The sequence below is a fragment of the Amycolatopsis palatopharyngis genome (assembly GCF_003385185.1).
In the GTDB taxonomy this organism is placed as follows: Bacteria; Actinomycetota; Actinomycetes; order Mycobacteriales; family Pseudonocardiaceae; genus Amycolatopsis; species Amycolatopsis palatopharyngis.
This window is the reverse complement of the sequence record NZ_PQHZ01000004.1, coordinates 167,214-190,821: the sequence shown is the minus strand read 5'-3', so window position 1 is coordinate 190,821 and position 23,608 is coordinate 167,214. Positions and strand designations below refer to the sequence as shown.

The window sequence follows — 23,608 nt, the reverse complement described above, 5'->3', positions numbered from 1 at the left end:
CGCCGGTCAGCCTGCGGCCCCGAGTTCCGCGGCCAGCCGATTGGCGGCGGCATCCGCCGTGGCGATACACGCGGGAATGCCGACACCGTGCAGAGCGGCACCAGTGATCTCCAGACCGCGGATACGGGCCACTGTCCGCTCGACACGTTCCACCCGGTCGTTGTGGCCGGGGCCGTACTGGGGAAGGCCGCCGCCCCAGCGGGTGATCAGCGCATCGACCGGTTCGGCGTCGACTCCGGTCAGTTCGGCCAGATCCCTGCGCACCAGCCGGAGCAGTTCGGTGTCGTCGGCCCGCAGCGCCCCTGGATCGCGGAACCGTCCCACCGACCCACGGATCGGCAGCGGCGCGTCCTCCTCCCGAAGATGCGCCCACTTCCTCGCCGAGAACGTGAACGCCTTCGTGGCGAAGGCAGTGCCGTCCGCCCTTCGTTCCGCGGTGCCGATCAACAATCCCGAGGCCGGAGGCAGCTCGGTGCCCGGTGGCAGCGCCAGCGACACGACCGCCATCGAGGCCAGCTCGATCTTCCCGAGTTCGGCAGCGGCCTCCGGCTCCACCTCGGTGAGCAGCCTGCCCGCCTGGGGGGCGGGCAGCGCGAGCACCACGGCGTCGGCATCGAGCTCCGGGTCCTCCGGTGCGTGGGCGGGTGCGGCGGCCCCGAGCAGCAGCCGCCAGCTGCCATCGGGCCGGCGGCGCAGCGCGCGCACCGGGACACCGCGGCGGACACGGGCACCCGAGAGTCGGACGAGACGCTCGACCAGCATCTCCATACCACCGGTGAGTGCTGCGAAAACCGGTGCGGCACTGTGCTGGGCGGGCAGCGCGGACGCCACGGCGGCGCTGAGCGAAGACGCGCCCGCGTCCAAGGCGGCGGCCAGTGCGGGCATCGACGCGCGCAGACCGAGGCCGTCGGCCCCGCCCGCGTAGACCCCGCCGAGCAACGGGTCGACCAGCCGGTCGACGAGCTCGTCACCGAAACGGCTCCGCAACAGCGGGCCGAGTGCGACATCACCGCCACCCGTGGGCAAGGCCACCGGTGGCAACCGCGCCTCGGCGGCGACCGCTCGCACTCCGCCAGCGGAGAGCAGTCCCGTGACGGACTCGGCCGAACCGGGGATCCCCATCAGCGTTCCCCGCGGGATCGGGAGGCTCGCGCCCCCCGCGCGCACTGTGGATCGCGCCGACGTCGGATGGGTCAGCGCGGGATCGAGCCCGATCTCCCGCACGAGGTCGAGCGCTTCGGGCCTGCGGGCCAGGAACGCCTCGGCCCCCACGTCGAGCGATCGGCCGGCGAGGGTGGCGGTGCGCAACTTCCCCCCGAGTGACCCCGTCGCCTCGCAGACCGTGATCGTCACCGACTCCCCCAGCAGCTGCCGCAACCGGTAGGCCGCGGTGAGCCCGGAGATTCCGCCGCCGACGACGGCGACGTGCGCACTCACAGCGAATGGACCAGCTCGACGACCCTGGTCAGGACCTCGGGGTCGGTTCCGGGCAGGACGCCATGCCCCAGGTTGACGATGTGGCCGCCCGCTTCGCGCCCCTCGCCCACGATGCGGCGCACCTCGGACTCCACAACGGACCACGAACCCAGCAGCAGCGCGGGATCGAGGTTGCCCTGGACAACAGGAGCCGGTGCGTCCGGGGCGGCCGCGGTGAGCCTGCGAGCGGCCTCGTCCAGCGGGATCCGCCAGTCCACACCGACCACGTCGGCGCCGGCCTCGCGCATCGCGGGAAGCAGTTCGCCGGTCCCCACACCGAAGTGGATTCGCGGAATGCCGGTCTCGGCGACGCCGGCGAGCACCTTGGCCGAGTGCGGCAGCACGAACTCGCGGTAGTCCCGTAGCGAGAGGGCGCCCGCCCACGAGTCGAACAGCTGAACGGCGTCCACGCCCGCGTCGATCTGGGCGCCCAGGAAGGTGAGGGCCATGTCGGCGAGGCGGTCGGCCAATGTGTGCCAGAGTTCGGGCTCCGAGTGCATCAGGGCCTTGGTGTGCTCGTGGTTGCGGCTCGGCCCGCCCTCGATGAGGTAGGACGCCAGAGTGAACGGCGCCCCGGCGAAGCCGATCAGCGGCACGTCGCCCAGCGAGTCGACCAGCAGCCGCACTCCATCGGCGACCGGCGCCACCTGCGCCGGGTCGAGCTGGGGCAGCGCGGTCACCGCATCCGCGGACCGCACCGGCTCGGCCACGACGGGGCCCGTGCCGGGAACGATGTCGATGTCCAGGCCCGCGGCGCGCAGCGGCACGACGATGTCGCTGAACAGGATCGCGGCGTCGACACCGTGCCTGCGCACCGGCTGGCTGGTGATCTCGGCGAGCAGGCCGGGGTCGAAGCACGCGTCCAGCATCGGCACGCCCTCGCGCAGCGCTCGGTACTCGGGCAGCGATCGGCCCGCCTGCCGCATGAACCAGACCGGCAGCCGGTCGGGCCTGCCACCGCGGGCGGCGACGAGGAAAGGAGCGCCGGACAGGTCCCGGCGCGGGTGCGCCCGCGCCGCGGGCGTAGGGGTCTGAGCGGAGGGAGACATCATCGTTATCGTGCCACGAGGTACGAGGCGGGCTTCTCTCGGCGCGCCTGCTCCCGTCCGCGGGCGGTCCCGCCTTACAGTCGATCGGTGACCTCCCTGACCCATGCGCCCGAGTTGTTCCGCGAGGCCGTCGCGGCGCTGGAGTCCGTCCAGGCCCGGCCGGAGGTGGCCCTGGAGACCATCCGGGCACCACAGCGACTCGCACCGTGGTCGTACGCGCTGAGCGCGGAGGCCACGGGGCCTGCCGAGGTGCTCGCGTCAGGACGCCTGGTGCTGCTGCACGACCCCGAGGGCCAGGAGTCCTGGGACGGGGTCCTGCGGCTGGTCGTCTACGTGCGCGCGGAACTCGACCGGGAGCTGGCGACGGACCCGTTTCTGCCCGCGGTGGGCTGGTCCTGGCTCACCGAGGCGCTGGAGAACTCGGGCTCGGACTGGACCGCGCTCGGCGGCACCGTGACCGAGACGTCCTCGGCCCGGTTCGGCGACATCGCCGGACCGTCCAGGACGGACGACCTCGAACTGCGGGCTTCGTGGACGCCGTCGGACGCGGCGGGGCTGCGGCCGCACGGTGAAGCGTTCTGTCAGCTGATGTCGAGCATGGTGGGCCTGCCGCCGGTGGGCGTGACGATGTTCGGACAACGCCAGCCCTCCTGAGGCCATCCCCCTTTCTCACACGATATGGAACCGTTACTACTACTTTCCGTAACCGCCATGGTGGACTATCCGGGTCGCGCAAGACGTTTCAGCCGGTCGTTTCGACGCGGTTGCTGAAGCGTTCCGACGCCCGCGCGAGAGCGTGGTGACCGCGGTCTCACCCGGTCGCCAGCGAACCGCGTGGCAACACCGGAACATGGCCCCGCTTCGTGGCTTTCCAGGTCGCGATGGCGCCCCTGAGGCCGTGCCGGAAAATTGCCGGGGTCCTCGCGGCAACGACTCCAACTCGTCGCGCGTGGGCTTCAGTGAGACGCGAGCGGAACCGCGAAGTGCCGGTAGCGCTGCGAGTCCGAGCGGATGACGCGACCGGCGACGGCCGATTCGGCACACTCGGCTGGACGCCCCTGAAGCCGACGCGTTGCCTGGTACGGCCCGTACCCGGCGCGAGCGAGGCGACAGCGGCAGCGTTGGCCGGCGCGTCTGGAGGTCCGGTCAGCCGGTACCGAAGGCGGGAGCGGAGCGGCCGCCGGAGCCGTCGAGTGTGCGATGCACGAGGCATCTGCACGCGCTGAAAATCATCGGCAATCTTAGTTCATCGTGTTCGCTCGGCGATGCGTTAGCCACTCCGCGTGTTGTCCCCCGATTGTGCTACATCGGTTCCCCGGAGTAACTACTCGATCGGGATAGATACCCGTTCGAACCCCCCACTGAACCACTCGTGCGGCTACAGTGCTTCCGACGACACCACTTTCGGTCTAAAGCTGGCGCGGCTGATCGGCCGAAAGTCCCGGTGCCGGTCGGGGGGCACGACCGACTCCAGGGAGGTAGTGACGTGGCTGCCGTCGGCTTATCTCAGGCCGTCCGATCCACGCCAGCCGGTGCTTTGCCGGCGAGCATGGTTCCGCACCCGCGGGAAGAGCTGTTTTCTGTGCTGGTGGTCGATGACCACCCGTTGTTAAGGGAGGCAATCGCAGCACGACTCGCACAAATGGGTGCGGGTACCGTCCACGAGGCTGCCACGGTGGCCGAAGCGAGAGCGAGAGCAACGGCCACCGGGCCGTGCGACCTCGCGATTCTCGACCTCGGTCTGCCCGATGGCAGTGGTATCGAGCTGGTTACGGAACTCCGTAGCAACGGCTGGCCGCGCGTGGTGGTACTCGCATCGTCCGACGACCCGTACGCGGTGAGGTCGGCGTTCCAGGCCGGAGCTCAGGCATACCTGCTCAAGTCCGCATCGCCGGTGGTTGTCACCGATGGTGTTCGCAGGGTGCTCGAGGGCGGCGTGTACGCCGATCCCAGCGTGGCACCGGTCCTGGCCACCGGCACCAGGGTTGCCGGCACCGACAACACCCCACGCGAGCTCTCGGCGCGTGAGGTGGAGGTGCTGCAGCTCGTGGCCGACGGCCAGTCCAACAAGGAAATCGGTGAGGAGCTGAGCCTCTCCGCGCTCACGGTGAAATCTCACCTGTCGCGGATCGGGCGCAAGCTCGGTACGGGTGATCGGGCGCAAATGGTCGCACTGGCCATGCGCGCGGGCGTCATCCGCTGATCCACGGCCTCTACGGGGCGGGCGAACCAGGCGCGGTGAGCCCGTCCCGTAGAGTCATGGAGCAACATCACTCCTGCGACTGCGGGACCAGCGTCTTCCGGTCGCACGTTTTGAATAGGGCACAGTGGACAACGCGGATCCTGATCTCGACTCATCCGAGGAGCCTGCGGCAGTCACCCTGACGGAACCGGCCGAGGGAACTCCGCCGGTGATCACCGACGCCGAGGCACTGAGCCAGGCCTGCGACGCGCTGTCCCGGGGCAGCGGCGCCGTCGCCGTCGACACCGAGCGGGCGTCCGGATACCGGTACTGGCCCAAGGCATACCTGGTGCAGTTGCGCCGGGAGGGTGCGGGCACCTTTCTCGTCGATCCCATCCCGCTGGAAGGTCGCCTCGAACCGCTGGCGAAAGTGCTGAACAACGTCGAATGGGTGCTGCACGCCGCCTCGCAGGATCTACCCTGCCTGGCTGAGCTGGAGCTCTACCCTGAGTCCCTGTTCGACACCGAACTCGCGGGCAGGCTGGCCGGCCACGACCGTGTCGCCCTGGGAACCCTTGTCGAGCAGTTACTCGGCTACCGGCTGGAGAAGGGGCACAGCGCGGCCGACTGGTCCAAACGTCCGCTGCCGGTCGAATGGCTCAACTACGCGGCACTCGACGTCGAGCTGCTCGTGCCGCTGCGCGAGAAACTCGAGACCGATCTGGCCGCCCAGGGCAAACTGGAGTGGGCCTACCAGGAGTTCGAAGCCGTTCGTACCGCCCCGCCGCCGCCTCCCAGGCAGGAGCCGTGGCGCCGGACTTCGGGCATCCACAAGATCCGCAGTCCGCGTGGACTCGCGGCGGTACGGGCCCTGTGGGAGGCCCGTGACGAACTGGCCCGCAAGCGTGACCGCGCGCCGAGCCGGGTGCTGCCGGACAGCGCGATCATCAACGCTGTCCTCGCCAACGCCAAGACCAGTGCCGACCTGCAGGCGCTGCCCGTGTTCAGTGGCCGGGTGCAGCGCAGGTACACCGGCAACTGGCTGCGCCCCCTGCAGGCCGCACGCACGCTCGACGCCAGTGAACTGCCGACGCCGGCCACCCCCGGCGACGGTCCTCCCCCGGTGAACCGCTGGTCCGACAAGGACCCGGATGCCGCGGCCCGGCTCGCCGCGGCCCGCACGTCCCTGAGTGAACTGGCCGAGCACCACCGCCTGCCGGTGGAGAACCTGCTGCTGCCCGACCTGTTGCGGCGCACCTGCTGGCGCCCGCCTGCCGACCTGTCCCCGGAGGGAGTCGCCGAGGCACTGCGTGTCGGCGGCGCCCGCCCCTGGCAGGTCGAGCTCACCGCCACCCCCCTCAGCGAGGCCCTGCACACCCAGGCCTGAGGTCTGCACCCACGTCTGCACCCACTTTGCTACTTCCCCAATGTGGCATTGGGGACGTTGGAGTTCCCCAATGCCACATTGGGGAACCCCTGTGAGGCACTCGACAGTGGGATACCCCTGGTTACCGGGGAGTAACTTGCACTATCGTGCGGGTCATTCGACTTCCCGATTCCAGCTGAGGAGCATTCGTGGCCACTCCCGCAACTCCGCAGGCGCCGACCGCGCGCGCGGTACGCACTGTGGCCTTCGTCGAAGGGGTGCGAACCCCGTTCGGCAAGGCAGGTGACAAGGGCATCTATGCCGGAACCCGGGCGGATGACCTCGTCGTCAAGGTCATCCGCGAGCTGCTGCGCAGGCACCCCGAGCTGCCGCCGGAGCGGATCGACGAGGTCGCGGTCGCCGCGACCACCCAGACCGGCGATCAGGGTCTGACCATCGGCCGGACGGCGGCGTTGCTGTCCGGATTGCCCAAATCGGTGCCCGGCTTCGCGATCGACCGTATGTGCGCGGGCGCGATGACGGCGGTCACCACCACGGCCAGCGGTATCGGCTTCGGCGCCTACGACATCGTCATCGCGGGCGGTGTCGAGCACATGGGCAGGCATCCGATGGGTGAGGGTGTGGACCCCAATCCGCGCATCGTCGCGGACAAGCTCGTGGACCCGACCGCATTGGTCATGGGCCAGACCGCGGAGAACGTGCACGACCGCTATCCGGACATCACCAAGCAGCGGGCGGACGCTTTCGCGGTGCGCAGCCAGGAGCGATTCGCCGAGGCGGTCAAGACCGGCAAGATCGGCCCCGAACTGGTTCCGGTGGCCACCCGTTCCGCGGAGCTCGGCTGGGGGCTGGCGACCGAGGACGAGCCGCCACGGCCCGGCACGACGATCGAGCAGCTCGCCGGCCTGAAGACACCCTTCCGTCCACACGGCCGGGTGACCGCGGGCAACGCCGCCGGACTCAACGACGGCGCCACCGGCGCGCTCCTGGCGGACGAGGACACCGCCCGTGAACTCGGCCTGCCCGTGGGCATGCGGCTGGTCGGTTACTCCTTCGCCGGGGTCGAGCCCGAGGTGATGGGTATCGGACCCGTCCCCGCCACCGAAAAGGTGCTGGCCCGGACGGGTCTCACGATCGACGACATCGGTCTGTTCGAGGTCAACGAGGCGTTCGCCGTGCAGGTACTGGCCTTCCTCGACCACTTCGGCATCGCCGAGGACGACGAGCGGGTCAACCAGTGGGGCGGTGCGATCGCCTGCGGTCACCCGCTGGCCTCCTCAGGTGTCCGGTTGATGACCCAGCTCTCCCGGCAGTTCGCCGAGCGCCCGGATGTCCGCTACGGCATCACCACGATGTGCGTGGGCATCGGCATGGGCGGCACGGTCATCTGGGAGAACCCGGCATTCGATGGGAGCACGAAGTGACGATTTCCGCCGAGCAGGCAAAGGCCGCTTTCCCCGACGAGGTCGTGACCACCGCTGTGACCAGGCTGGTCTCGGTTCCCGGCCTCGACAAGCAGGTCGCGCTGATCACCATCGACAACGGTCTCGACCACACCCGGCCCTCGACCTTCGGCCCGCAAGGGCTGGTGAGCCTGAACTCCGCACTGGACGAGGCGTTCGCCGCCGATCCGGCCGCTATCGCGGTCACCGGGAAGCCGTTCATCTTCGCCGTCGGTGCCGACCTCTCCGGCGTGGAGGAGATCTCGGATCCGGATGTGGCGAGGCAGATCGCGCAGGCGGGGCACGACGTGTTCCGCAGGCTCACCGAGTCCACGATCCCCACCTTCGGCTTCGTCAACGGCGCGGTCATGGGCGGCGGGCTGGAACTGGCCCTGTCATGTCACTACCGCACCCTGTCGGACAACACTGCGGCGATCGCGCTGCCGGAGGTGTTCCTCGGCCTGTTCCCCGGCTGGGGCGGGACACAGCTGCTGCCGAACCTGATCGGCCCGGACGCCGCCGTCACGGTGATCGTCGAGAACGCGTTGAACCAGAACAAGATGCTCAAGCCCGCGCAGGCCGCGAAACTGGGCATCGTGGACGAGGTGTTCGGCTCGGCCGACTACTTGGAACAGTCACTGCTCTGGCTGGCGAAGGTCGTTCGCGGCGAGATCACTCCCACCCGCGGGGAGATCGACCGGGGACAGGAGTGGGACTCCGCGATCGGCCGCGCCAAGGCCATTGTGGAGGGTAAGACAAAGGGTGCCTCGCCCGGTGCGAACAAGGCGATCGAGCTGCTGGAGCTGGCCAGGAAGAACGACCTGGACCAGGGCTACGCTGCGGAGACCGAAGCGCTGGCCGAGGTTCTGATGACCGACACCCTGCGCGCGGGGCTGTACTCGTTCAACCTGGTCAACAAGCGGGCGAAGAAGCCCGCTGGCGCGCCGGACAAGTCGCTGGCCCGCAACGTCGGCAAGGTGGGCATCGTCGGCGCCGGCCTGATGGCCAGCCAGCTGGCACTGTTGTTCGTCCGCAGGCTCAAGGTTCCGGTGGTGCTCACCGACATCGACCAGGCGCGCGTGGACAAGGGTGTGTCCTATGTGCACGGTGAGGTCGACAAGCTGCTCGGCAAGAAGCGCCTCTCGCAGGACGAGGCCAACCGGCTGAAGGCGCTGGTTTCCGGCTCGCTGGACAAGTCGGCGTTCGCCGACGCCGACTTCGTTATCGAGGCGGTCTTCGAGGAACTCGGCATCAAGCAGCAGGTGTTCAGCGAGGTCGAGGCCGTTGTCGGCCCGGAGTGCGTGCTGGCGACCAACACTTCCTCGCTGTCGATCAGCGAGATGGCGGCGCGGCTGGAGCATCCCGAGCGGGTGGTGGGCTTCCACTTCTTCAACCCGGTCGCGGTGCTGCCACTGCTGGAGATCGTGCGTGGGGAGCGGACCGACGACGCGACCCTCGCCACCGCGTTCGCGGTGGGCAAGCAGCTGAAGAAGTCCAGCGTGCTGGTCAAGGACGCGCCCGCGTTCGTGGTGAACCGGCTGCTGACACGGTTCCTGGGCGAGGTGCTCGCCTCGGTGGACGAGGGCACCCCCTTTGAGGTCGCGGACACCGCACTCGACCCACTCGGCCTGCCGATGTCGCCGATGACGCTGCTGCAGCTCGTCGGGCCGCCGGTGGCACTGCACGTCGCCGAGACGATGCACGCCGCGTTCCCGGACCGCTTCGGTGTCTCGGCGAACCTGCGACGATTCGTCGACGCGGGCAAGTCGGCGGTATGGACCTGGGACCAGCAGGGCAACGCGACGCTCGACCCAGAGGTCGCCGAGTTGTGGCAGCAGGGCGACGCGCCGCAGACCGCCGAACAGGTCCGGGAACGCGCACTGTCCGCGATCGCCGAAGAGGTGCGGGTCATGCTCGACGAGGGTGTGGTCGCCGAGGCGCAGGACATCGACCTGTGCCTGATTCTCGGCGCGGGCTGGCCGTTCTGGCTGGGTGGCATCACGCCGTACCTGGACCGCGCGGGCATCTCGGAGAAGGTCAACGGCGGGCGGTTCCTGGCACCGGGCGTGGCCTCGGTGCCCGTGGGCTGACGCCCGCGTCCGCGAGTTCGCCGACGAGTTCCCCACGCGCGAGTGCGGGACCTCGTCGGCGAACGTCGTCCCTCAGACCGGGACCACCCGCAGCAGGCGATCGAGGCCGGTGAAGTCCTTCTCGTTCCGGGTGAGCAGGGGCAGGGAGTTCGTCACCGCGGTGGCGGCGATCTGCAGGTCCATTCGCCGCGGCCGGGGATCACGACCGGCTCGCCGGACCAGCGCGGCCAACGTCCCGTACAGCCTCGCCTCGGCGAGATCGAAAGGCAGCACCGGGAACCGGCTGAGCACCCAGTCGAGCCGCTCGCCTCGAACGTGGCGTTCGAGCGGGTCGTGCGTGTCCAGACCGTAGGCCAGCTCCGCGACCGTGACCGCACTGACCGAAGGGCTCGCGGTCGCGAACTCGCCGAGATCGGCGGACCGGGGGTCGATCAGGACCGACGTGTCGAACAGAACGGCATCGCTCACCGAAGCGCCTCGTCCGGATCATCCGGCCCGAAAATGGCGTCGTCCGACGCGCGCTCCCGGTACCAGCTCTCCACGTTGATCGGCGGCAGTGCGCGCAGCTGATTCAACGCTTCACCCGCGGAAAGGCGCCGGGCAGGCTTGCCGGGGTCCTGGTGTGGCACCAGATCGGCGACCGGCTTGCCGTTGCGAGTGACGGTGAAACTCTCGCCCGCCTCGACCCGCCGCATGATCTCGGCGTTGTCGTTACGCAACTCACGCTGCCCGATGGTCTCTGTCATAGCACAAGTGTAGCACTTTGCCGAGATTGTGCTACGACGCGCTACGCGCCGAGTGTGTCCGGGTCCGGACCGATCCGCTCGGCCCGTTCCAGGGTCGCGAACCCGGAGATGTCCTGGCTGTCGAGTTCGAAGTCGAAGATGTCGATGTTCTCGGCGATACGTTCCGGGGTGGCGGACTTGGGAATCGCCACATGACCCATCTCGATGTGCCAGCGCAACACCACCTGCGCGGGCGTCTTTCCGTGCTTGTGCGCCACCGTCCGCACGACCTCGTCGCGGAAGAGGTCGCCGCCGCGGGCCAGCGGGCTCCATGCCTCGGTGGCGATGCCGTTGCGCTCGTGGAAGGCCCGCAGGTCCGCCTGTTGCATCCGCGGATGCGCCTCCACCTGGTTGACCGAAGGGGTCACCCCGGTCTCGTCCATCAGCCGCTGCAGGTGCGGGATCTGGAAGTTCGACACCCCGATCGCGCGCGCCCTGCCGTCGGCCTGGATCTTCTGCAACGCACGCCAGGTCTCGACGTAGCGATCCTGACCTGGCAGCGGCCAGTGGATCAGGTAGAGGTCCACGTAGTCGAGGCCGAGTTCATCCAGGCTCGTGTCGAAAGCACGCATGGCGGCGTCGTAGCCGTGATCGGTGTTCCACAGCTTCGTCGTGACGAAGAGGTCCTCGCGGGCCAGCCCGGAATCCCGCACCGCCATGCCGACCCCGCGCTCGTTGGCGTACAGCTTGGCGGTGTCGATACTGCGGTACCCGGCTTCGATCGCGGTCCGCACCACCTCGGCGGTTTCGTTGTCCGGGATCTTGTAGACCCCGAAACCCAGCCGCGGCATCGATACGTCGTCATTGAGCGAGACTGTGGGAACCATGGCGGCACCGTAACCCGGTACCGATCCGTAGGCGAACCGGCCGGGTGACGTCGCGCGGTTCAACGCGCGATGGTAGCGGGAAGGTGCACTGTCACGGTAAGTCCGCCGCCCACGACGGGTTCCGCGGTCACAGTGCCGTCGTGAGCCAGTACGGCCGCGCGCACGATCGACAGACCGAGCCCCGCTCCGGAGCGGGCCGTCCTGGCTGTACCGGACCTGCGGAACGGCTCGAACAGCTCGGCCACGGTGACCGGATCGATCAGCCCACCGGAGGAACGCACCCGTAGCACGGACCATCCCTGTCCAGCCTGGGTGCGCACCTCGATCCAGCCGCCGTCGACGTTGTGCCGCACGGCGTTCTCCAGCAAGTTGCCCGCGACCCGCTCGAGGAGCGCGGGGTCACCGGTGACCACCGCGGGGCCCGTGTGGAACTCCGCCCGCAACCGCCGCTGCCCTGCCTCACCCTCGACCGCGCGCCAAGCGCTGCCCACCACGGCCGCCAGGTCGACGGGTTCGTTCGTCACGACACCGGCTCCGTCGGTACGGGCGAGCAGCAGCAGCGAGCCCACCAGCTGCTCGGCACGGTGGGTCGCGTCGCGCACCACCTCTCCCATCCGCCGCAGCTCGGCCGCGTCGGCCTCCTCGTCGGCGAGGGTGACCTCGAGTTCGGTGCGGATCACCGCGAGCGGCGTGCGCAGCTCGTGGCTCGCGTTGGCCACGAAATGGCGCTGAGCCTCGAAAGCGGCCTGCAGCCGGTCCAGCATTTCGTCGAACGTCGTCGCCAGCTCGGCAAGTTCGTCCCTGCTCCGCAGTCCGCCGATGCGCTCCCCCATCGACTCCACCGACAGCCGTCGGGCGGTGGTGGTGATCTCTCGCAGCGGGAGCAGAACGCGGGAGGTGAGCGTCCACGCGAGGACACCGGCCGCGGCGACGACGCAGCAGAAGGCCACCGCACCAACCACGAGCACTCGTTGTCGTGCCTGATCCCGCAGGTGCCCGGCGAGCGCGGAGGCGTCGACATCGACTCCGTCGACCCGGACCGTCGTACCAGGCGGCATCTGCGGTACCGCGGCCACCGCGTCGCCGACCAGTCGCCAGGCCAGCCAGAGCAGGATCAGACTCACCCCCGCGGCCAGCAGCGTTGCCAGCAGCGTGATCCGGGCCCGCAGGCTGCGGAAGGGCACTCCTCGGCCCAGCACGTTCATCCGCTCATCTCACCGCAACACCGCATGGTCATGACCGGCGGGGAGGATGCGTTCAGCCCGTCGTGCCGGCACCGGGGACACGGTATCCGGAGCCCACGACGGTCTCGATGATGCCGGGCTCACCGAGCTTCTTGCGCAGCGTCATCACCGTCACGCGCACGGTGGTGGTGAACGGGTCGGCGTTCTCGTCCCACACCCGCTCGAGCAGTTCCTCGCTGCTGACCACGGAACCGCCGGCGGCGAGCAGCACCTCCAGCACACCGAACTCCTTACGGGTGAGCTCGACCGGCCCGCTCGCCCGCCGGACCATCCGTCTGGCCGGATCGAGCTCGACGTCCGCCGCGGTGAGCAGCGGCGGCGCCGCTGGGGTCGCCCTGCGCCCGAGCGCGCGCACCCGGGCCACCAGCTCGGGGAAGGCGAACGGCTTGGCCAGGTAGTCGTCGGCACCGAGGGACAGTCCCTCGACCCGGTCGGCCACGGCGCCGCTGGCGGTGAGCATCAGTACCCTGGTCAGCTCGCCAGATTCGACGATCTCCTTGCACAACTCATCCCCGGACATCCCGGGCAGGTCGCGATCGAGCAGCACCACGTCGTACCGGGTGACCGTCGCCTTCTCGTGCCCGTCGTCACCGTTGAACGCGACGTCGACGGCCATCCCCTCACGGCGAAGGCCGCGCGCGATCGCCTCGGCCAGGGGTTCCTCGTCCTCTACTACCAGAATCCGCACGTCATCACCGTGCCATACGTTCCTGAGAGCACCTGAGAAACCGCGCCGCGCACCATCGCACTTTCCCGGGAAAGTGCGACGCGCTTGAACTCTCGTCGCAGGTCGCGGGTTTGCCCCTGCGCGCTTTCCCGGGAAAGTGCGATACCTGGGTGGGCGCTAGCTGGGTGGGCGCTAGCCGGATCGCCAGCGCAGTGCGAACCAGAGCTGCATGCGGATCTCCGGATCGCCGAGGTCCACGCCGAGCGCACGCTCCACCTGCCGGATCCGGTGCCGCACACTGTTGCGGTGCACGCCGAGCGCCGCGGCCGTGCGATCCCATCCGCCGTGCTGAGCGAGCCAGGTACCCAGCGTTTCGGCCAGTTCCCCGCCCTTGGCCTCGTCCAGCTCACGCAGGGGGCCCAGCACACGATCGGCGAACGCCTCGGCCTCCCGCGAGCCCACCAGCGCGGCCAGTCCGAGATCGCGCTGCTCCCCAGGACCGATCGGTCTGCCCAGTGCCCGCGCCCTGCGCAGGAGTCCTTCGGCCTCGCCCACCGCACCCGCGAGCCGATCACCGGAACGGGGCGCACCCACCGCCGTGACCCAGCCCCTGCTGTGCAGTTCCGCGAGCACGTGCGCACCCGGTGGCGCGGCCACCAGAGCGGTGAACCGCGGGCCGGGCCCCGTGCGGACCAGTACGGTGCCCAGTCGCGTGGACAACCAGTCCTGTCCTGCCGCGGCCCGATCCGGGCCCGCACCATCGTGCACACCCACGACCAGGTGGTACGGCCCCGTCCCGAGCACCTCGGCGAGCGCTTCCGCCGGGGCGGCCGAGTCGAGCAGGAGGCTCGTCGCGGCGGCGCCGGCCGCGGCGGTGTCGGAACCCGAACGCACAGCGAGACCGAGCAGGGCGGCTCCCACGGCCACGATCGCGCGTTCGGCCCTGCCCAGCCGTTCGGCCCGGCCGACCACCAACACCTGTGACGCGGTGGCCTGCGGGTAGACCGGCTGGGCGACGATCACCTTGCCGTCGACCTCGGTGGTGGCGCTGCGAATTCCCTGCCCGGCCCGCACCCGGTCGACCAGTTCGATGATCCGGGAGCCGAGGGGGTGTGGAGCACCGCGCTCGACGACCTGCTCCCCTGCGGGCCCGACCAGGCACACAAAGCCTCCCAGCCTGCGCGCGAGCTCGGTGGCCAGTTCGGACACCCCGTCGGCGGCCGCGGTCGTCAGCGCCTCCCGTGCCGCGCTGATGGTGCGCTGCTCCCGCTGGATCACCTCGGTCAGGGCGACCGACACCGCCTGGCTGATCGCCAGGAACGGGGTCCGGACCCCGACCACCAGCAACGGCAGCCGATGGCGCACGCACGCCTCGCCCAGCGCGGGCGGCAGCTCGGAGTGCATCGGCGGGGTGAGCCCGAACCCCAGAGCGGTGATCCCGGCCGACTGCAGGCCAAGGACATACCGGTCGACGTCGGCAGGCTCCTCCGGGACGTTCACCCCCGCCGTCAGCAGCAACTCCTGCCCGACCAGGTAAGGCGCTGGTTCGCGCAGCTCGCTGACATGCGCCCAGCGCACGGGTTTGTCCAGATCGTCCTGGCGAGCCGTACCGGGCACGAGATCCACCGACAGCCCAGGATGGTGGATGACGGTTCGTAGCGGAACCGCCACACCAGGTTCGTCAATGGACCAATTTCTAGTCATATCGGCCAAATAGTACGTGAATTCTGGATGGAACATCCAAGCCCGTTGGCTGTCTCCCCGCCCTACGGTTGCGGCCATCACATCAGGCGGATTCGAGGAGGACACCGTGATCGGTGACTACGCGGTGATCGGGCTCTACATCGCCGGGATGATCGGGATCGGCTGGTACAGCCTGCGACTGGCGAAGACACGCAGTGACTACCTGGTCGCGGGCAGGCGACTTGGTGGGTTCATGTACTCGGGCACCATGTCGGCCATCGTGCTCGGGGGCGCGTCCACCATCGGTGGCGTCGGCCTCGGCTATACCCACGGCATCTCCGGAGCCTGGCTGGTGCTCACGATCGGACTGGGCATCCTGGTCCTGCACGCCATATTCGCGCGCAGGCTCGTGCGCCTGCGGCTCTACACCGTCTCCGAAATGCTCGACCTGCGCTACGGCGGTTCGACCAGCGCGATCTCCGGTGTCGTGATGTGGGGCTACACCCTCATGCTGACCGTGACCTCGACGCTGGCGTTCGCCACGATCTTCAACGTCCTGTTCGACCTTCCCAGCATGGCCGGGATCGTGATCGGCGGCGCCATCGTGGTGCTCTACTCGGTACTCGGGGGCATGTGGTCGATCACCCTGACCGACATCGCCCAGTTCGTGATCACCACGATCGGCTTCCTGTTCCTGCTGTTCCCGATCGCGCTCACCGCGGCGGGCGGCCTCGACGGCATGGCGGAGAAACTCGACCCGAGCTACTTCGAGTTCGACAGCATCGGCGGGGGCACGATCCTCACCTATGTCCTGATCTACGGCTTCGGTCTGCTGATCGGACAGGACATCTGGCAGCGGGTCTTCACCGCACGCTCACCGAAGGTCGCCACGATCGGCGGTATCGCCTCCGGTGTGTACTGCGTCGTCTACGCCATCGCGGGGGCGCTGATCGGCGCGGCCGCCAAGGCGCTCTACCCGAATCTTGCGGACGCCGACGACGCGTTCGCGACGATCGTGGCCGATTTGCTGCCGACCGGCCTCCGCGGCCTCGTGCTCGCCGCGGCGTTGTCCGCGCTCATGTCCACCGCGAGCGGCGCGCTCATCGCGTGCTCCACGGTGAGCAGCATGGACATCCTTTCCCGCTTCCGCCGGAACTCGGCACAGGGCGAAAAGGACTCCGGACTGGCCACGAACCGGTGGACGACGTTCGTCCTCGGCGTGGTGGCGATCGCGATCGCGATGGTGGTCACCGACGTGGTCGCCGCGCTCACGGTGGCGTACAACCTCCTCGTCGGCGGGCTACTGGTCGCCATCCTCGGTGCGCTCATGTGGCCGCGTGGCACCCGCGCCGGGGCCCTCGCCTCGATGGTCACCGGGTCGGTCGTGGTGATCGTCTCGATGCTCACCAATGGCCTGCTGGCCAACGAGCCCATCTACTACGGCCTCGGGGCGAGCCTGCTCGCCTACGTCGTGGTGAGCCTGCTGACCCCGCGCACCAGTGCCGACGTCCTGAGCGTGTGGAACGCACGGTTGCGCGGCGGCACCGGCGAGCAGGACGAGGCACGCGAAGCCAGGCGCGATGAGTCCACTCCCGTCTGAGCCGAGTACCCACCAGCCCGAGGGCGTCTGGGAGACCTCGGACTGCGAGTTCACAGTTCGAATACATACACAGCTACGAGCACCATCAGGAGGACGAGTTGACCGCACAACCCCCGATCGGACCGGCGGACGCCTCGGTGGTCCCCCGGTTCGCCGGGCCGGCCACCTTCGCCCGGCTGCCGAGGACCGATCAGGTCGGTCACGCGGACGTCGTGGTCGCGGGTGTCCCGTTCGACACCGGCGTGTCCTACCGGCCGGGCGCACGCTTCGGCGCGAACGCCGTCCGGGAGGGCAGCAGGCTGCTGCGGCCGTACCACCCGGGTCTGGACGTTTCACCATTCGCCACAGCGCAGGTCGCCGACGCCGGTGACATCCCGGTCAATCCGTTCGACATCGGCGCCGCGATCGAGACGCTCCAGCACGAGGCGACGAACCTCACCGCAGGCGGCACACGCCTGGTCACGCTCGGCGGCGACCACACCATCGCGCTGCCACTGCTGCGTGCGGCCGCCGACCGGCATGGACCGGTGGCACTGCTGCATTTCGACGCACACCTGGATACGTGGGACACCTATTTCGGTGAGCGCTACACCCACGGCACCCCGTTCCGGCGAGCGGTGGAGGAAGGCATCCTGGACACCAGCGCGCTGTCCCACGTCGGCACAAGGGGGCCGCTGTACGGACGCGGCGATCTGGACGAGGACAAGCGGCTCGGCTTCGGCATCGTCACCTCCGGCGACGTGCTGCGCCGTGGAGTGGCCGAGACCGTCGACGCGTTGCGGCAGCGGATCGGCGACCGGCCGCTGTACATCTCCGTCGACATCGACGTCCTCGATCCCGCACACGCCCCCGGCACCGGCACCCCCGAGGCAGGGGGCATGACCAGCAGGGAACTGCTGGAGATCCTGCGCGGGCTGGCCGGGTGCAACCTGATCGGCGCGGACGTCGTCGAGGTGGCCCCCGCCTACGACCACGCGGAGATCACCGCCATCGCCGCCGCCCACGTCGCCTACGACCTGGTGAGCCTGCTCGCGCTGCGCCACGCGAGTGAGCCGGGCGGCCAGCGGTGAGCACCGGGGAGATGCGCACGCCCCGGATCGGTGGAGATCTGGTGGTCGAGACGCTGCGCGCACTCGGCGCGGACACCGTGTTCGGCCTCCCGGGACAACATGCGCTCGGCCTGTTCGAGGCGTTGCGACGCGCACCGGATCTCCGGCTGATCGGCGCCCGCGTGGAGAACAACCTGGCGTTCGCCGCCGACGGCCATGCCCGTGCCCGGCTCGACGCCGATCCGCACGGGCCGGTTCCGGTGACGCCGATGATCGTCTCCACCGGCCCTGGAGCCCTGCTCACCCTCGCGTCGCTGCAGGAGGCACGCGCGTCGTCAGTACCCGTGCTTGGGATATCCAGCCAGGTACCCGAGGCGGGCCTCGGCGGCGGCAGGCACGGCTACCTGCACGAGTTGCCTGACCAGCAGGCGAGCTTCGCGGGCGTGGTCAAGTCCGTGCACGTCGCGCGCACCGCCAGCCAGATCCCGGCGGTGCTGCGCCAGGCATGGGCGAGTGCGGCGAGCGCGCCCTTCGGCCCGGTGTGGGTGGAGATTCCGCAGGACGTGCTGCTCGCACAGGCGACCCTGCCCCCGATCACTTCGGCCGAGGTCGCCGTGACCACCCCCGCGCCGCTGCCGGACCTCGTCGCCGAGTCGGCCAGGCTGCTCGCGGGCGCGCGCAACCCCGTGATCCTCGCGGGTGGAGGTGTGGTCCGGGCGGGCGCACGGAACCAGCTGCGGGAGCTCGCGGAGGCGTTGCGCGCCCCGGTGCTGTCGACCTTCGGCGGCAAGGGTGCGTTCGGCTGGGAGCACCCGTTGTCCGGGCAGTCCTGGCTGGAGGACTGGCACAGCACCGAGTTCCTGTCCGACGCGGATGTACTGCTCGTCCTTGGTTCCGGTCTCGGCGAGCTGACCAGCAACTACCACCGCTTCACCCCGCGCGGACGGCTGATCCAGATCGACGCCGACTCCGGTGTGCTGGAGTCCAACCATGCGGCGGTCGGCATCCACGCGGACATCGGGCTCGCACTGGACGCGATCGTCGCGGCGGTCCCCCGCCGCCGGCCGGACGGGCGCGCGGAAGCGGCGGTGGCCGGGCTGCTCGACCGGATCCGGGAACGGATCGGGGCGCAGCACCTGGACACCGAGCAGCGCCTGCTCGCCGACATTCGGTCGGCGCTGCCACCGGGGACGCCGAGTTTCTGGGACATGACCATCCTCGGCTATTGGGCCTGGTCCGCCTGGAACCCGGACAACGCCCCGATCCATACCGCCCAGGGAGCCGGCGGGCTCGGCTACGGCCTGCCCGCAGCACTGGGCGCCGCGGCGGCGACCGAAGGGCCGGTGCTCGCGGTCTCGGGCGACGGCGGGGCGATGTACGGAATAGCCGAACTGGCAACGGCCGCGCAGCACGGTCTGGATGTGACCTGGCTCGTCGTCGACGACGGCGGTTACGGAATCCTCCGCGAATACCTGACCGGCACGTTCGGCCACACCCATGCCACCGAACTCGCCCGGCCGGACTTCGCGGCACTCGCGAGCGCGTTCGGCATCCCGGCCACTGTGTCCTCTGTGGACTCTCTGCGCGCGGACCTCGGCGCGGCGCTGCGGGCACCCGGCCCGAGCGTGGTGGTACTGCCCGCAGTGCCGCGGATGTTCGAACCGACTCATCTGGAGGACACGTGACCGTCACCAACTTCATCGCGGGCGAGGAGAAACTCGGCCAAGGGGGCACCCTCGACCTGGTGAACCCGAGCACCGGCGATCTCGGCGGACAGAGTGCGCTGTCCCGTGAGTCCGATGTGGACGCCGCACTGCGGGCCGCGCGAGCCGCGTTCGGCCAGTGGCGGCGTAGCACCCCTGCCCAGCGGCAACTGGCGCTGCTGAAGCTGGCCGACGCGCTGGAACGTGACGCACGGGAGTTCGCGGAGGCCGAGGTCCGCGAGACCGGTAAGCCTCGCGCGGTGGTGCTGGACGAGGAGATCCCGGAGAGCGTCAGCGCCCTGCGCTTCTTCGCGGGTGCCGCCCGCATGCTCGAGGGCACCGCGGCCGCCGAGTACCTCCCCGGTCACACTTCGATGATCCGCAGGGAGCCGGTCGGGGTGTGCGCGCAGATCGCCCCGTGGAACTACCCGCTGATGATGGCCGTGTGGAAGATCGCGCCGGCATTGGCCGCGGGCAACACCGTGGTGCTCAAGCCGGCCGAGACCACCCCGTCCAGCGCGTCGCTGTTGGTGCGGGCGGCGGCGGAGTTCCTACCGTCGGGCGTGGTCAACCTGGTGTGCGGCGATCGCGACACGGGGCGGGCGATGGTGGCACATCCGGAGACCGACCTGGTGTCCATCACCGGATCGACCAGGGCCGGAATCGACGTGGCCACGGTCGCGGCGGCCGACCTCACCCGGACACATCTCGAACTGGGCGGCAACGCGCCGCTGGTGGTGTTCGACGACGTCGACGTGGCGGCCACGGCCGCCGCGATCGTGGAAGCCGCCTGCTACAACGCGGGCCAGGACTGCACGGCCGCGAGCCGGGTACTGGTCCACGAGTCCGTCCACGACCAGCTCGTCACCGCACTGACCGAGGCCGCGGCGGCCATGCGCACCGGTCCGCCGGAGGACACCGGCGCGGACTTCGGACCGCTGAACAGCGCGGCCCAGCTCGACCGGGTCGCCGGACTGGTGGGCGATCTGCCGGGACGGGCACGGATCCACACCGGCGGGAAGGTGACGGCGGAGCGGGGATTCTTCTTCGGCCCCACGGTGATCTCCGGGCTGGCGCAGCAGGACCGGATCGTCCAGGAGGAGATCTTCGGCCCGGTGCTCACCGTGCAGCGGTTCGACAGTGAGCAGCAGGCCGTCGAACTGGCGAACGGGGTGCCCTACGGCCTCGCGGCCTCTGTCTGGACCAGGGACCACGGCCGGGCATTGCGTGTCTGCGCCGAGCTGGACTTCGGTTGTGTCTGGCTGAACACCCACGGACCGCTGGTCGCGGAAATGCCCCACGGTGGCTTCGGCCATTCCGGGCACGGAAAGGATCTCTCGGCCTACTCGTTCGCCGAGTACACCAGGGTCAAACACGTCATGAGCAGCACTCGCTGAGCCGGGCGGCGATCGCGGAGATCTGTGCCGGACCGACACGGCAGCACCCGCCGGCGATCTGGACGCCCGCCGCGATCCAGTCGCGCAAGTCCACATCGAACTCGCTGTGGCCGGTCCAGCGCCGCCCGGCGGCATCCCAGGTCTCCCCGCTGTTCGGGTAGGCGATCACCGGCTTGCCGGTGACTCGGCGCGCCACCTCGGCGGCGGGCAGAACCTCAGCGGGTGCACAACAGTTGACCCCTACGGCCACCACGTCCTCGTGCTCCGCCGCGACCGCGAAGGCCTCCTCCAGCGGTTGCCCCGCCCTGGTCCGGCCACCCTCGACGGTGTAGGACAGCCACACCGGAACGCCGAGGCCGTCGAGGGCCGACAGCAGCGCGACGGCCTCGTCCTGGTCCGGCACGGTTTCCAGGGCGAGGAGGTCGGCGCCCGAATCGGCCAGCACCTCCAGCCGGGCCCGGTGGAAGTCGGCGAGTTCCGCCGCCCCAAGGCCGTATCGGCCCCGGTACTCCGAGCCGTCGGCGAGCGCGGCACCGTACGGGCCGACCGAGGCCGCGATCCAGCGCGGCCGCCCGTCGCCCGGCAACTGATCGCGCGCCTGCCGCGCCACCTCCACACTGCGGCGCAGCAGTGACACGGTCTCGTCGTGACCGATTCCCGCCGCGGCGAAGCCGGAGAAGCTGGCCTGGTAACTGGCGGTGATGGCGATATCCGCGCCCGCGGTGAAGAAGGCTGCATGGGCCGCGACGACCTCCTCCGGTGCGTCGCGCAGCAAGCGGGCGGACCACAGCGTCCCGGAGAGGTCGTTGCCGCGGGCTTCGAGTTCCGTGGCGAGACCGCCGTCGAGTACGAGCGGCGCCCCGGGTGCCGCGAGGGCCTGCTCGAACGTGTCGGGCACGTCAGTCCCGCGCGGAGGGTGTCTCGGACTCCACGCCGGAGCGCGCGGGCTGACCGATCCGGGTGGCGGCCCACCCGGTCACCTTGCGGGCGACGTCCTGAGCGGTGAGGCCGACGTCGGCCAGTACCTCGTCACGGGAACCATGGGCGTGGAACCGCTGCGGTACCGCGAGATCGCGCAGCGGCGTGTCGCAGTCGGCGTCGCGCAGCACCGCGGCGAGCGCGGAGCCGAAGCCGCCGTGCCTGCCGCTGTCCTCAACGGTGACCACCATGCGGTGTTCCTGGGCCAGCCGCACCAGCTCCTGCGGTACCGGGACCACCCAGCGCGGGTCGACCACGGTCACGCCGATGCCCTGGTCGGCCAGCCGGTCGGCGGCGGCGAGGCCGAGCCGCGCGAACGCGACGACGGCGACCAGCAGCACGTCCGAGCTGGTCCCCGCACCGGGTTCGCGGAGCACGTCGACCCCGCCGATCCGCTGCTGGGCCGGGATCGACTCGACCACACCGCCCTTGGAGAACCGCAGGACACTCGGCCCGTCGCCGATGGCCACCGCCTCCCGCAGCTCCTCCCGCAGCGTTTCGGCGTCACGCGGGGCGGCGACCTGGATGCCCGGGACCATGCCGAGCAGCGAGAGATCCCAAATACCGTGGTGACTGGGGCCGTCGGGCCCGGTGATCCCCGCCCGGTCCAGCACCAGGGTCACCGGCTGGCGGTGCAGCGCGACGTCCATGAGTACCTGGTCGAAAGCGCGGTTGAGGAATGTCGAGTAGATCGCGACCACCGGGTGCAGACCGCCCATGGCGAGCCCGGCCGCGGAGGTGACGGCGTGTTGTTCGGCGATGCCGACGTCGAACCAGCGGTCGGGGAAGGCACCGGCGAACTTCTCCAGCCCGGTCGAACGCAGCATCGCGGCGGTGATGGCCACGACGTCCTCGCGCTCCTCGCCGATGCGGGCGAGTTCGGCGCCGAACACCGATGTCCAGCTGGTTCCCTTCACCGGTGGCAGGCCGGTCTCCGGGTCGATGGGGTCGGTCTGGTGCATCTGGTCGGCCTCGTGGTTGACCGCGGGCGGGTAACCATGCCCCTTCTCGGTCACCGCGTGCACGATCACCGGCCCGCCGAAGGAACGGGCGCTGTGCAGCGCCTTCTCCAGCGCGGGCAGGTCGTGTCCGTCCACCGGACCGAGATACTTGAGCCCGAGGTCGGAGAACATCATCTGCGGGCTGAGCGCGTCCTTGATCCCGGCCTTGGCCGCGTGCAGCGCGGCGTACAGCGGTCTGCCCACGACGGGCGTCTGCTGCAGCAACTCCCTGCCGCCGTCGAGCATGCGCTCGTAGCCGGGCCGCAGCCGCAGCGCGGCGAGGTGATCGGCCAGGCCCCCGATGGTCGGCGAGTAGGAGCGGCCGTTGTCGTTGACGACGATGATGACCGGCCGGTGGGGATCGGCGGCGATGTTGTTCAGCGCCTCCCAGCACATACCGCCGGTCAGCGCGCCGTCGCCGACCACGGCGACGGCGTACCTGTCGCCGCCCGCGAGCTGGAACGCCTTGGCCAGCCCGTCGGCATAAGACAGCGCCGTGGAGGCATGGCTGTTCTCGACGAGGTCGTGCTCACTTTCGGCACGAGCCGGATATCCGGCGACGCCGTCTCGCTTACGCAGGCTGTCGAACTCGCCGTGGCGCCCGGTGACGATCTTGTGCACATACGACTGGTGCCCGACGTCGTAGAGGATCGCGTCGGCCGGTGAGTCGAACACACGGTGCAGAGCCATCGTCAGCTCGACGACACCGAGGTTGGGGCCGAGGTGGCCACCGTTCTTGCACACCTTCTCGACCAGGAACGCCCTGATCTCCTCGGCGAGAACCCCCAGTTCGTCGTGGTCCATCCGCTTCAGATCAGCCGGTCCGTGTACGGACTCCAGCAACGTCACGCTCCACCTCGCCTGTTCGCCGCCCGTCATCCCGATCCGGGAATGCTCCGCCCAGTCTACGGACAAGGACATCGCGGTCATCTGGTGCCGGATGCGACCACTCACACGTGAACTCGCCGATCTGACGCGGCGACCACTCTCGGATACGCTTCGGCATCACAGATCGTGACGGCGGTTACGCGAAGCTCCGGTGGCCGTG

Annotated in this window: 19 protein-coding genes; 9 read left to right on the top strand and 10 right to left on the bottom strand. The window is 69.8% G+C overall.

The genetic code is table 11. The features are described from left to right. Positions 1–6 precede the first annotated feature (6 nt). Together hemG and hemE are read right to left on the bottom strand one after the other, a co-directional pair. Positions 7–1,437, bottom strand: coding sequence for a protoporphyrinogen oxidase (gene hemG, locus D0C15_RS04555; protein WP_116041058.1), 1,431 nt, complete (start codon positions 1,435–1,437; stop codon positions 7–9). Beyond that, the gene (gene hemE, locus D0C15_RS04550; RefSeq protein WP_116041125.1) at positions 1,434–2,525 is read right to left on the bottom strand and encodes a uroporphyrinogen decarboxylase; all 1,092 of its coding nucleotides are present in this window, start codon (positions 2,523–2,525) and stop codon (positions 1,434–1,436) included. The genes hemG and hemE overlap by 4 nt, the downstream gene beginning before the upstream one ends. 87 nt (positions 2,526–2,612) lie before the next feature. On the opposite strand from hemE, the gene D0C15_RS04545 reads away from it, so the two are divergent. The 5 genes from D0C15_RS04545 to D0C15_RS04525 all read left to right on the top strand — a co-directional run bounded on the left by D0C15_RS04545 (position 2,613) and on the right by D0C15_RS04525 (position 9,626). Continuing rightward, positions 2,613–3,179, top strand: coding sequence for a DUF3000 domain-containing protein (locus D0C15_RS04545; RefSeq protein ID WP_116041057.1), 567 nt, complete (start codon positions 2,613–2,615; stop codon positions 3,177–3,179). 832 nt (positions 3,180–4,011) lie between these two features. After that, positions 4,012–4,728 carry a response regulator gene (locus D0C15_RS04540; RefSeq protein WP_091674737.1) on the top strand — a complete coding sequence of 239 codons (717 nt, stop codon included), beginning with the start codon at positions 4,012–4,014 and terminating at the stop codon, positions 4,726–4,728. Positions 4,729–4,852: 124 nt separating this feature from the next. Beyond that, entirely contained in the window at positions 4,853–6,094 is a 1,242-nt protein-coding gene (locus D0C15_RS04535) for a ribonuclease D (RefSeq protein ID WP_116041056.1), read from the top strand. Positions 6,095–6,282: 188 nt separating this feature from the next. Beyond that, a complete protein-coding gene (locus D0C15_RS04530) occupies positions 6,283–7,518 on the top strand; it encodes a thiolase family protein (RefSeq protein ID WP_116041055.1) in 1,236 nt (411 codons plus the stop codon). Further along, positions 7,515–9,626, top strand: a complete 2,112-nt coding sequence (locus D0C15_RS04525) for a 3-hydroxyacyl-CoA dehydrogenase NAD-binding domain-containing protein (RefSeq protein WP_116041054.1) — start codon at positions 7,515–7,517, stop codon at positions 9,624–9,626. The genes D0C15_RS04530 and D0C15_RS04525 overlap by 4 nt, the downstream gene beginning before the upstream one ends. A gap of 72 nt (positions 9,627–9,698) precedes the next feature. Here the strand turns inward: D0C15_RS04525 and D0C15_RS04520 are convergent, their stop codons facing one another. From D0C15_RS04520 to D0C15_RS04495, 6 genes are all read right to left on the bottom strand, one after another. Further along, positions 9,699–10,094: a type II toxin-antitoxin system VapC family toxin gene (locus D0C15_RS04520; RefSeq protein ID WP_116041053.1), complete on the bottom strand. Its 396-nt coding sequence runs from the start codon at positions 10,092–10,094 to the stop codon at positions 9,699–9,701. Next, positions 10,091–10,372, bottom strand: a complete 282-nt coding sequence (locus D0C15_RS04515; RefSeq protein ID WP_116041052.1) for a type II toxin-antitoxin system Phd/YefM family antitoxin — start codon at positions 10,370–10,372, stop codon at positions 10,091–10,093. The genes D0C15_RS04520 and D0C15_RS04515 overlap by 4 nt, the downstream gene beginning before the upstream one ends. A gap of 41 nt (positions 10,373–10,413) precedes the next feature. Then, entirely contained in the window at positions 10,414–11,238 is an 825-nt protein-coding gene (locus D0C15_RS04510) for an aldo/keto reductase (protein ID WP_116041051.1), read from the bottom strand. 59 nt (positions 11,239–11,297) lie between these two features. Next, positions 11,298–12,443, bottom strand: coding sequence for a sensor histidine kinase (locus D0C15_RS04505; RefSeq protein WP_116041050.1), 1,146 nt, complete (start codon positions 12,441–12,443; stop codon positions 11,298–11,300). Between the two features lie 52 nt (positions 12,444–12,495). Then, entirely contained in the window at positions 12,496–13,170 is a 675-nt protein-coding gene (locus D0C15_RS04500) for a response regulator transcription factor (RefSeq protein WP_162829896.1), read from the bottom strand. 171 nt (positions 13,171–13,341) lie between these two features. Then, the gene (locus tag D0C15_RS04495) at positions 13,342–14,853 is read right to left on the bottom strand and encodes a PucR family transcriptional regulator (protein ID WP_116041049.1); all 1,512 of its coding nucleotides are present in this window, start codon (positions 14,851–14,853) and stop codon (positions 13,342–13,344) included. Positions 14,854–14,959: 106 nt separating this feature from the next. Here D0C15_RS04495 and D0C15_RS04490 point away from each other — a divergent pair, with 106 nt between their 5' ends. From D0C15_RS04490 to D0C15_RS34625, 4 genes are all read left to right on the top strand, one after another. Beyond that, positions 14,960–16,432, top strand: a complete 1,473-nt coding sequence (locus D0C15_RS04490; RefSeq protein WP_116041048.1) for a sodium:solute symporter family protein — start codon at positions 14,960–14,962, stop codon at positions 16,430–16,432. Positions 16,433–16,530: 98 nt separating this feature from the next. Then, positions 16,531–17,502, top strand: a complete 972-nt coding sequence (speB, locus tag D0C15_RS04485; RefSeq protein WP_116041047.1) for an agmatinase — start codon at positions 16,531–16,533, stop codon at positions 17,500–17,502. Between the two features lie 11 nt (positions 17,503–17,513). Beyond that, positions 17,514–19,166, top strand: coding sequence for a thiamine pyrophosphate-binding protein (locus tag D0C15_RS34630; protein WP_211323091.1), 1,653 nt, complete (start codon positions 17,514–17,516; stop codon positions 19,164–19,166). Further along, on the top strand, positions 19,163–20,581 hold the full coding sequence (locus D0C15_RS34625) for an aminobutyraldehyde dehydrogenase (protein WP_211323083.1): 1,419 nt from the start codon (positions 19,163–19,165) through the stop codon (positions 20,579–20,581). Before D0C15_RS34630 ends, D0C15_RS34625 begins: the two co-directional genes overlap by 4 nt. Here D0C15_RS34625 and mmuM read toward each other — a convergent pair. Both mmuM and dxs read right to left on the bottom strand, forming a co-directional pair. Beyond that, positions 20,562–21,479, bottom strand: coding sequence for a homocysteine S-methyltransferase (mmuM, locus tag D0C15_RS04470; protein ID WP_116041045.1), 918 nt, complete (start codon positions 21,477–21,479; stop codon positions 20,562–20,564). The genes D0C15_RS34625 and mmuM overlap by 20 nt on opposite strands. Before the next feature lies 1 nt (position 21,480). Continuing rightward, positions 21,481–23,409 (bottom strand): 1-deoxy-D-xylulose-5-phosphate synthase, encoded by a 1,929-nt coding sequence (gene dxs, locus D0C15_RS04465; RefSeq protein WP_116041122.1) that lies wholly within the window; start codon positions 23,407–23,409, stop codon positions 21,481–21,483. Between the last annotated feature and the right edge of the window lie 199 nt (positions 23,410–23,608).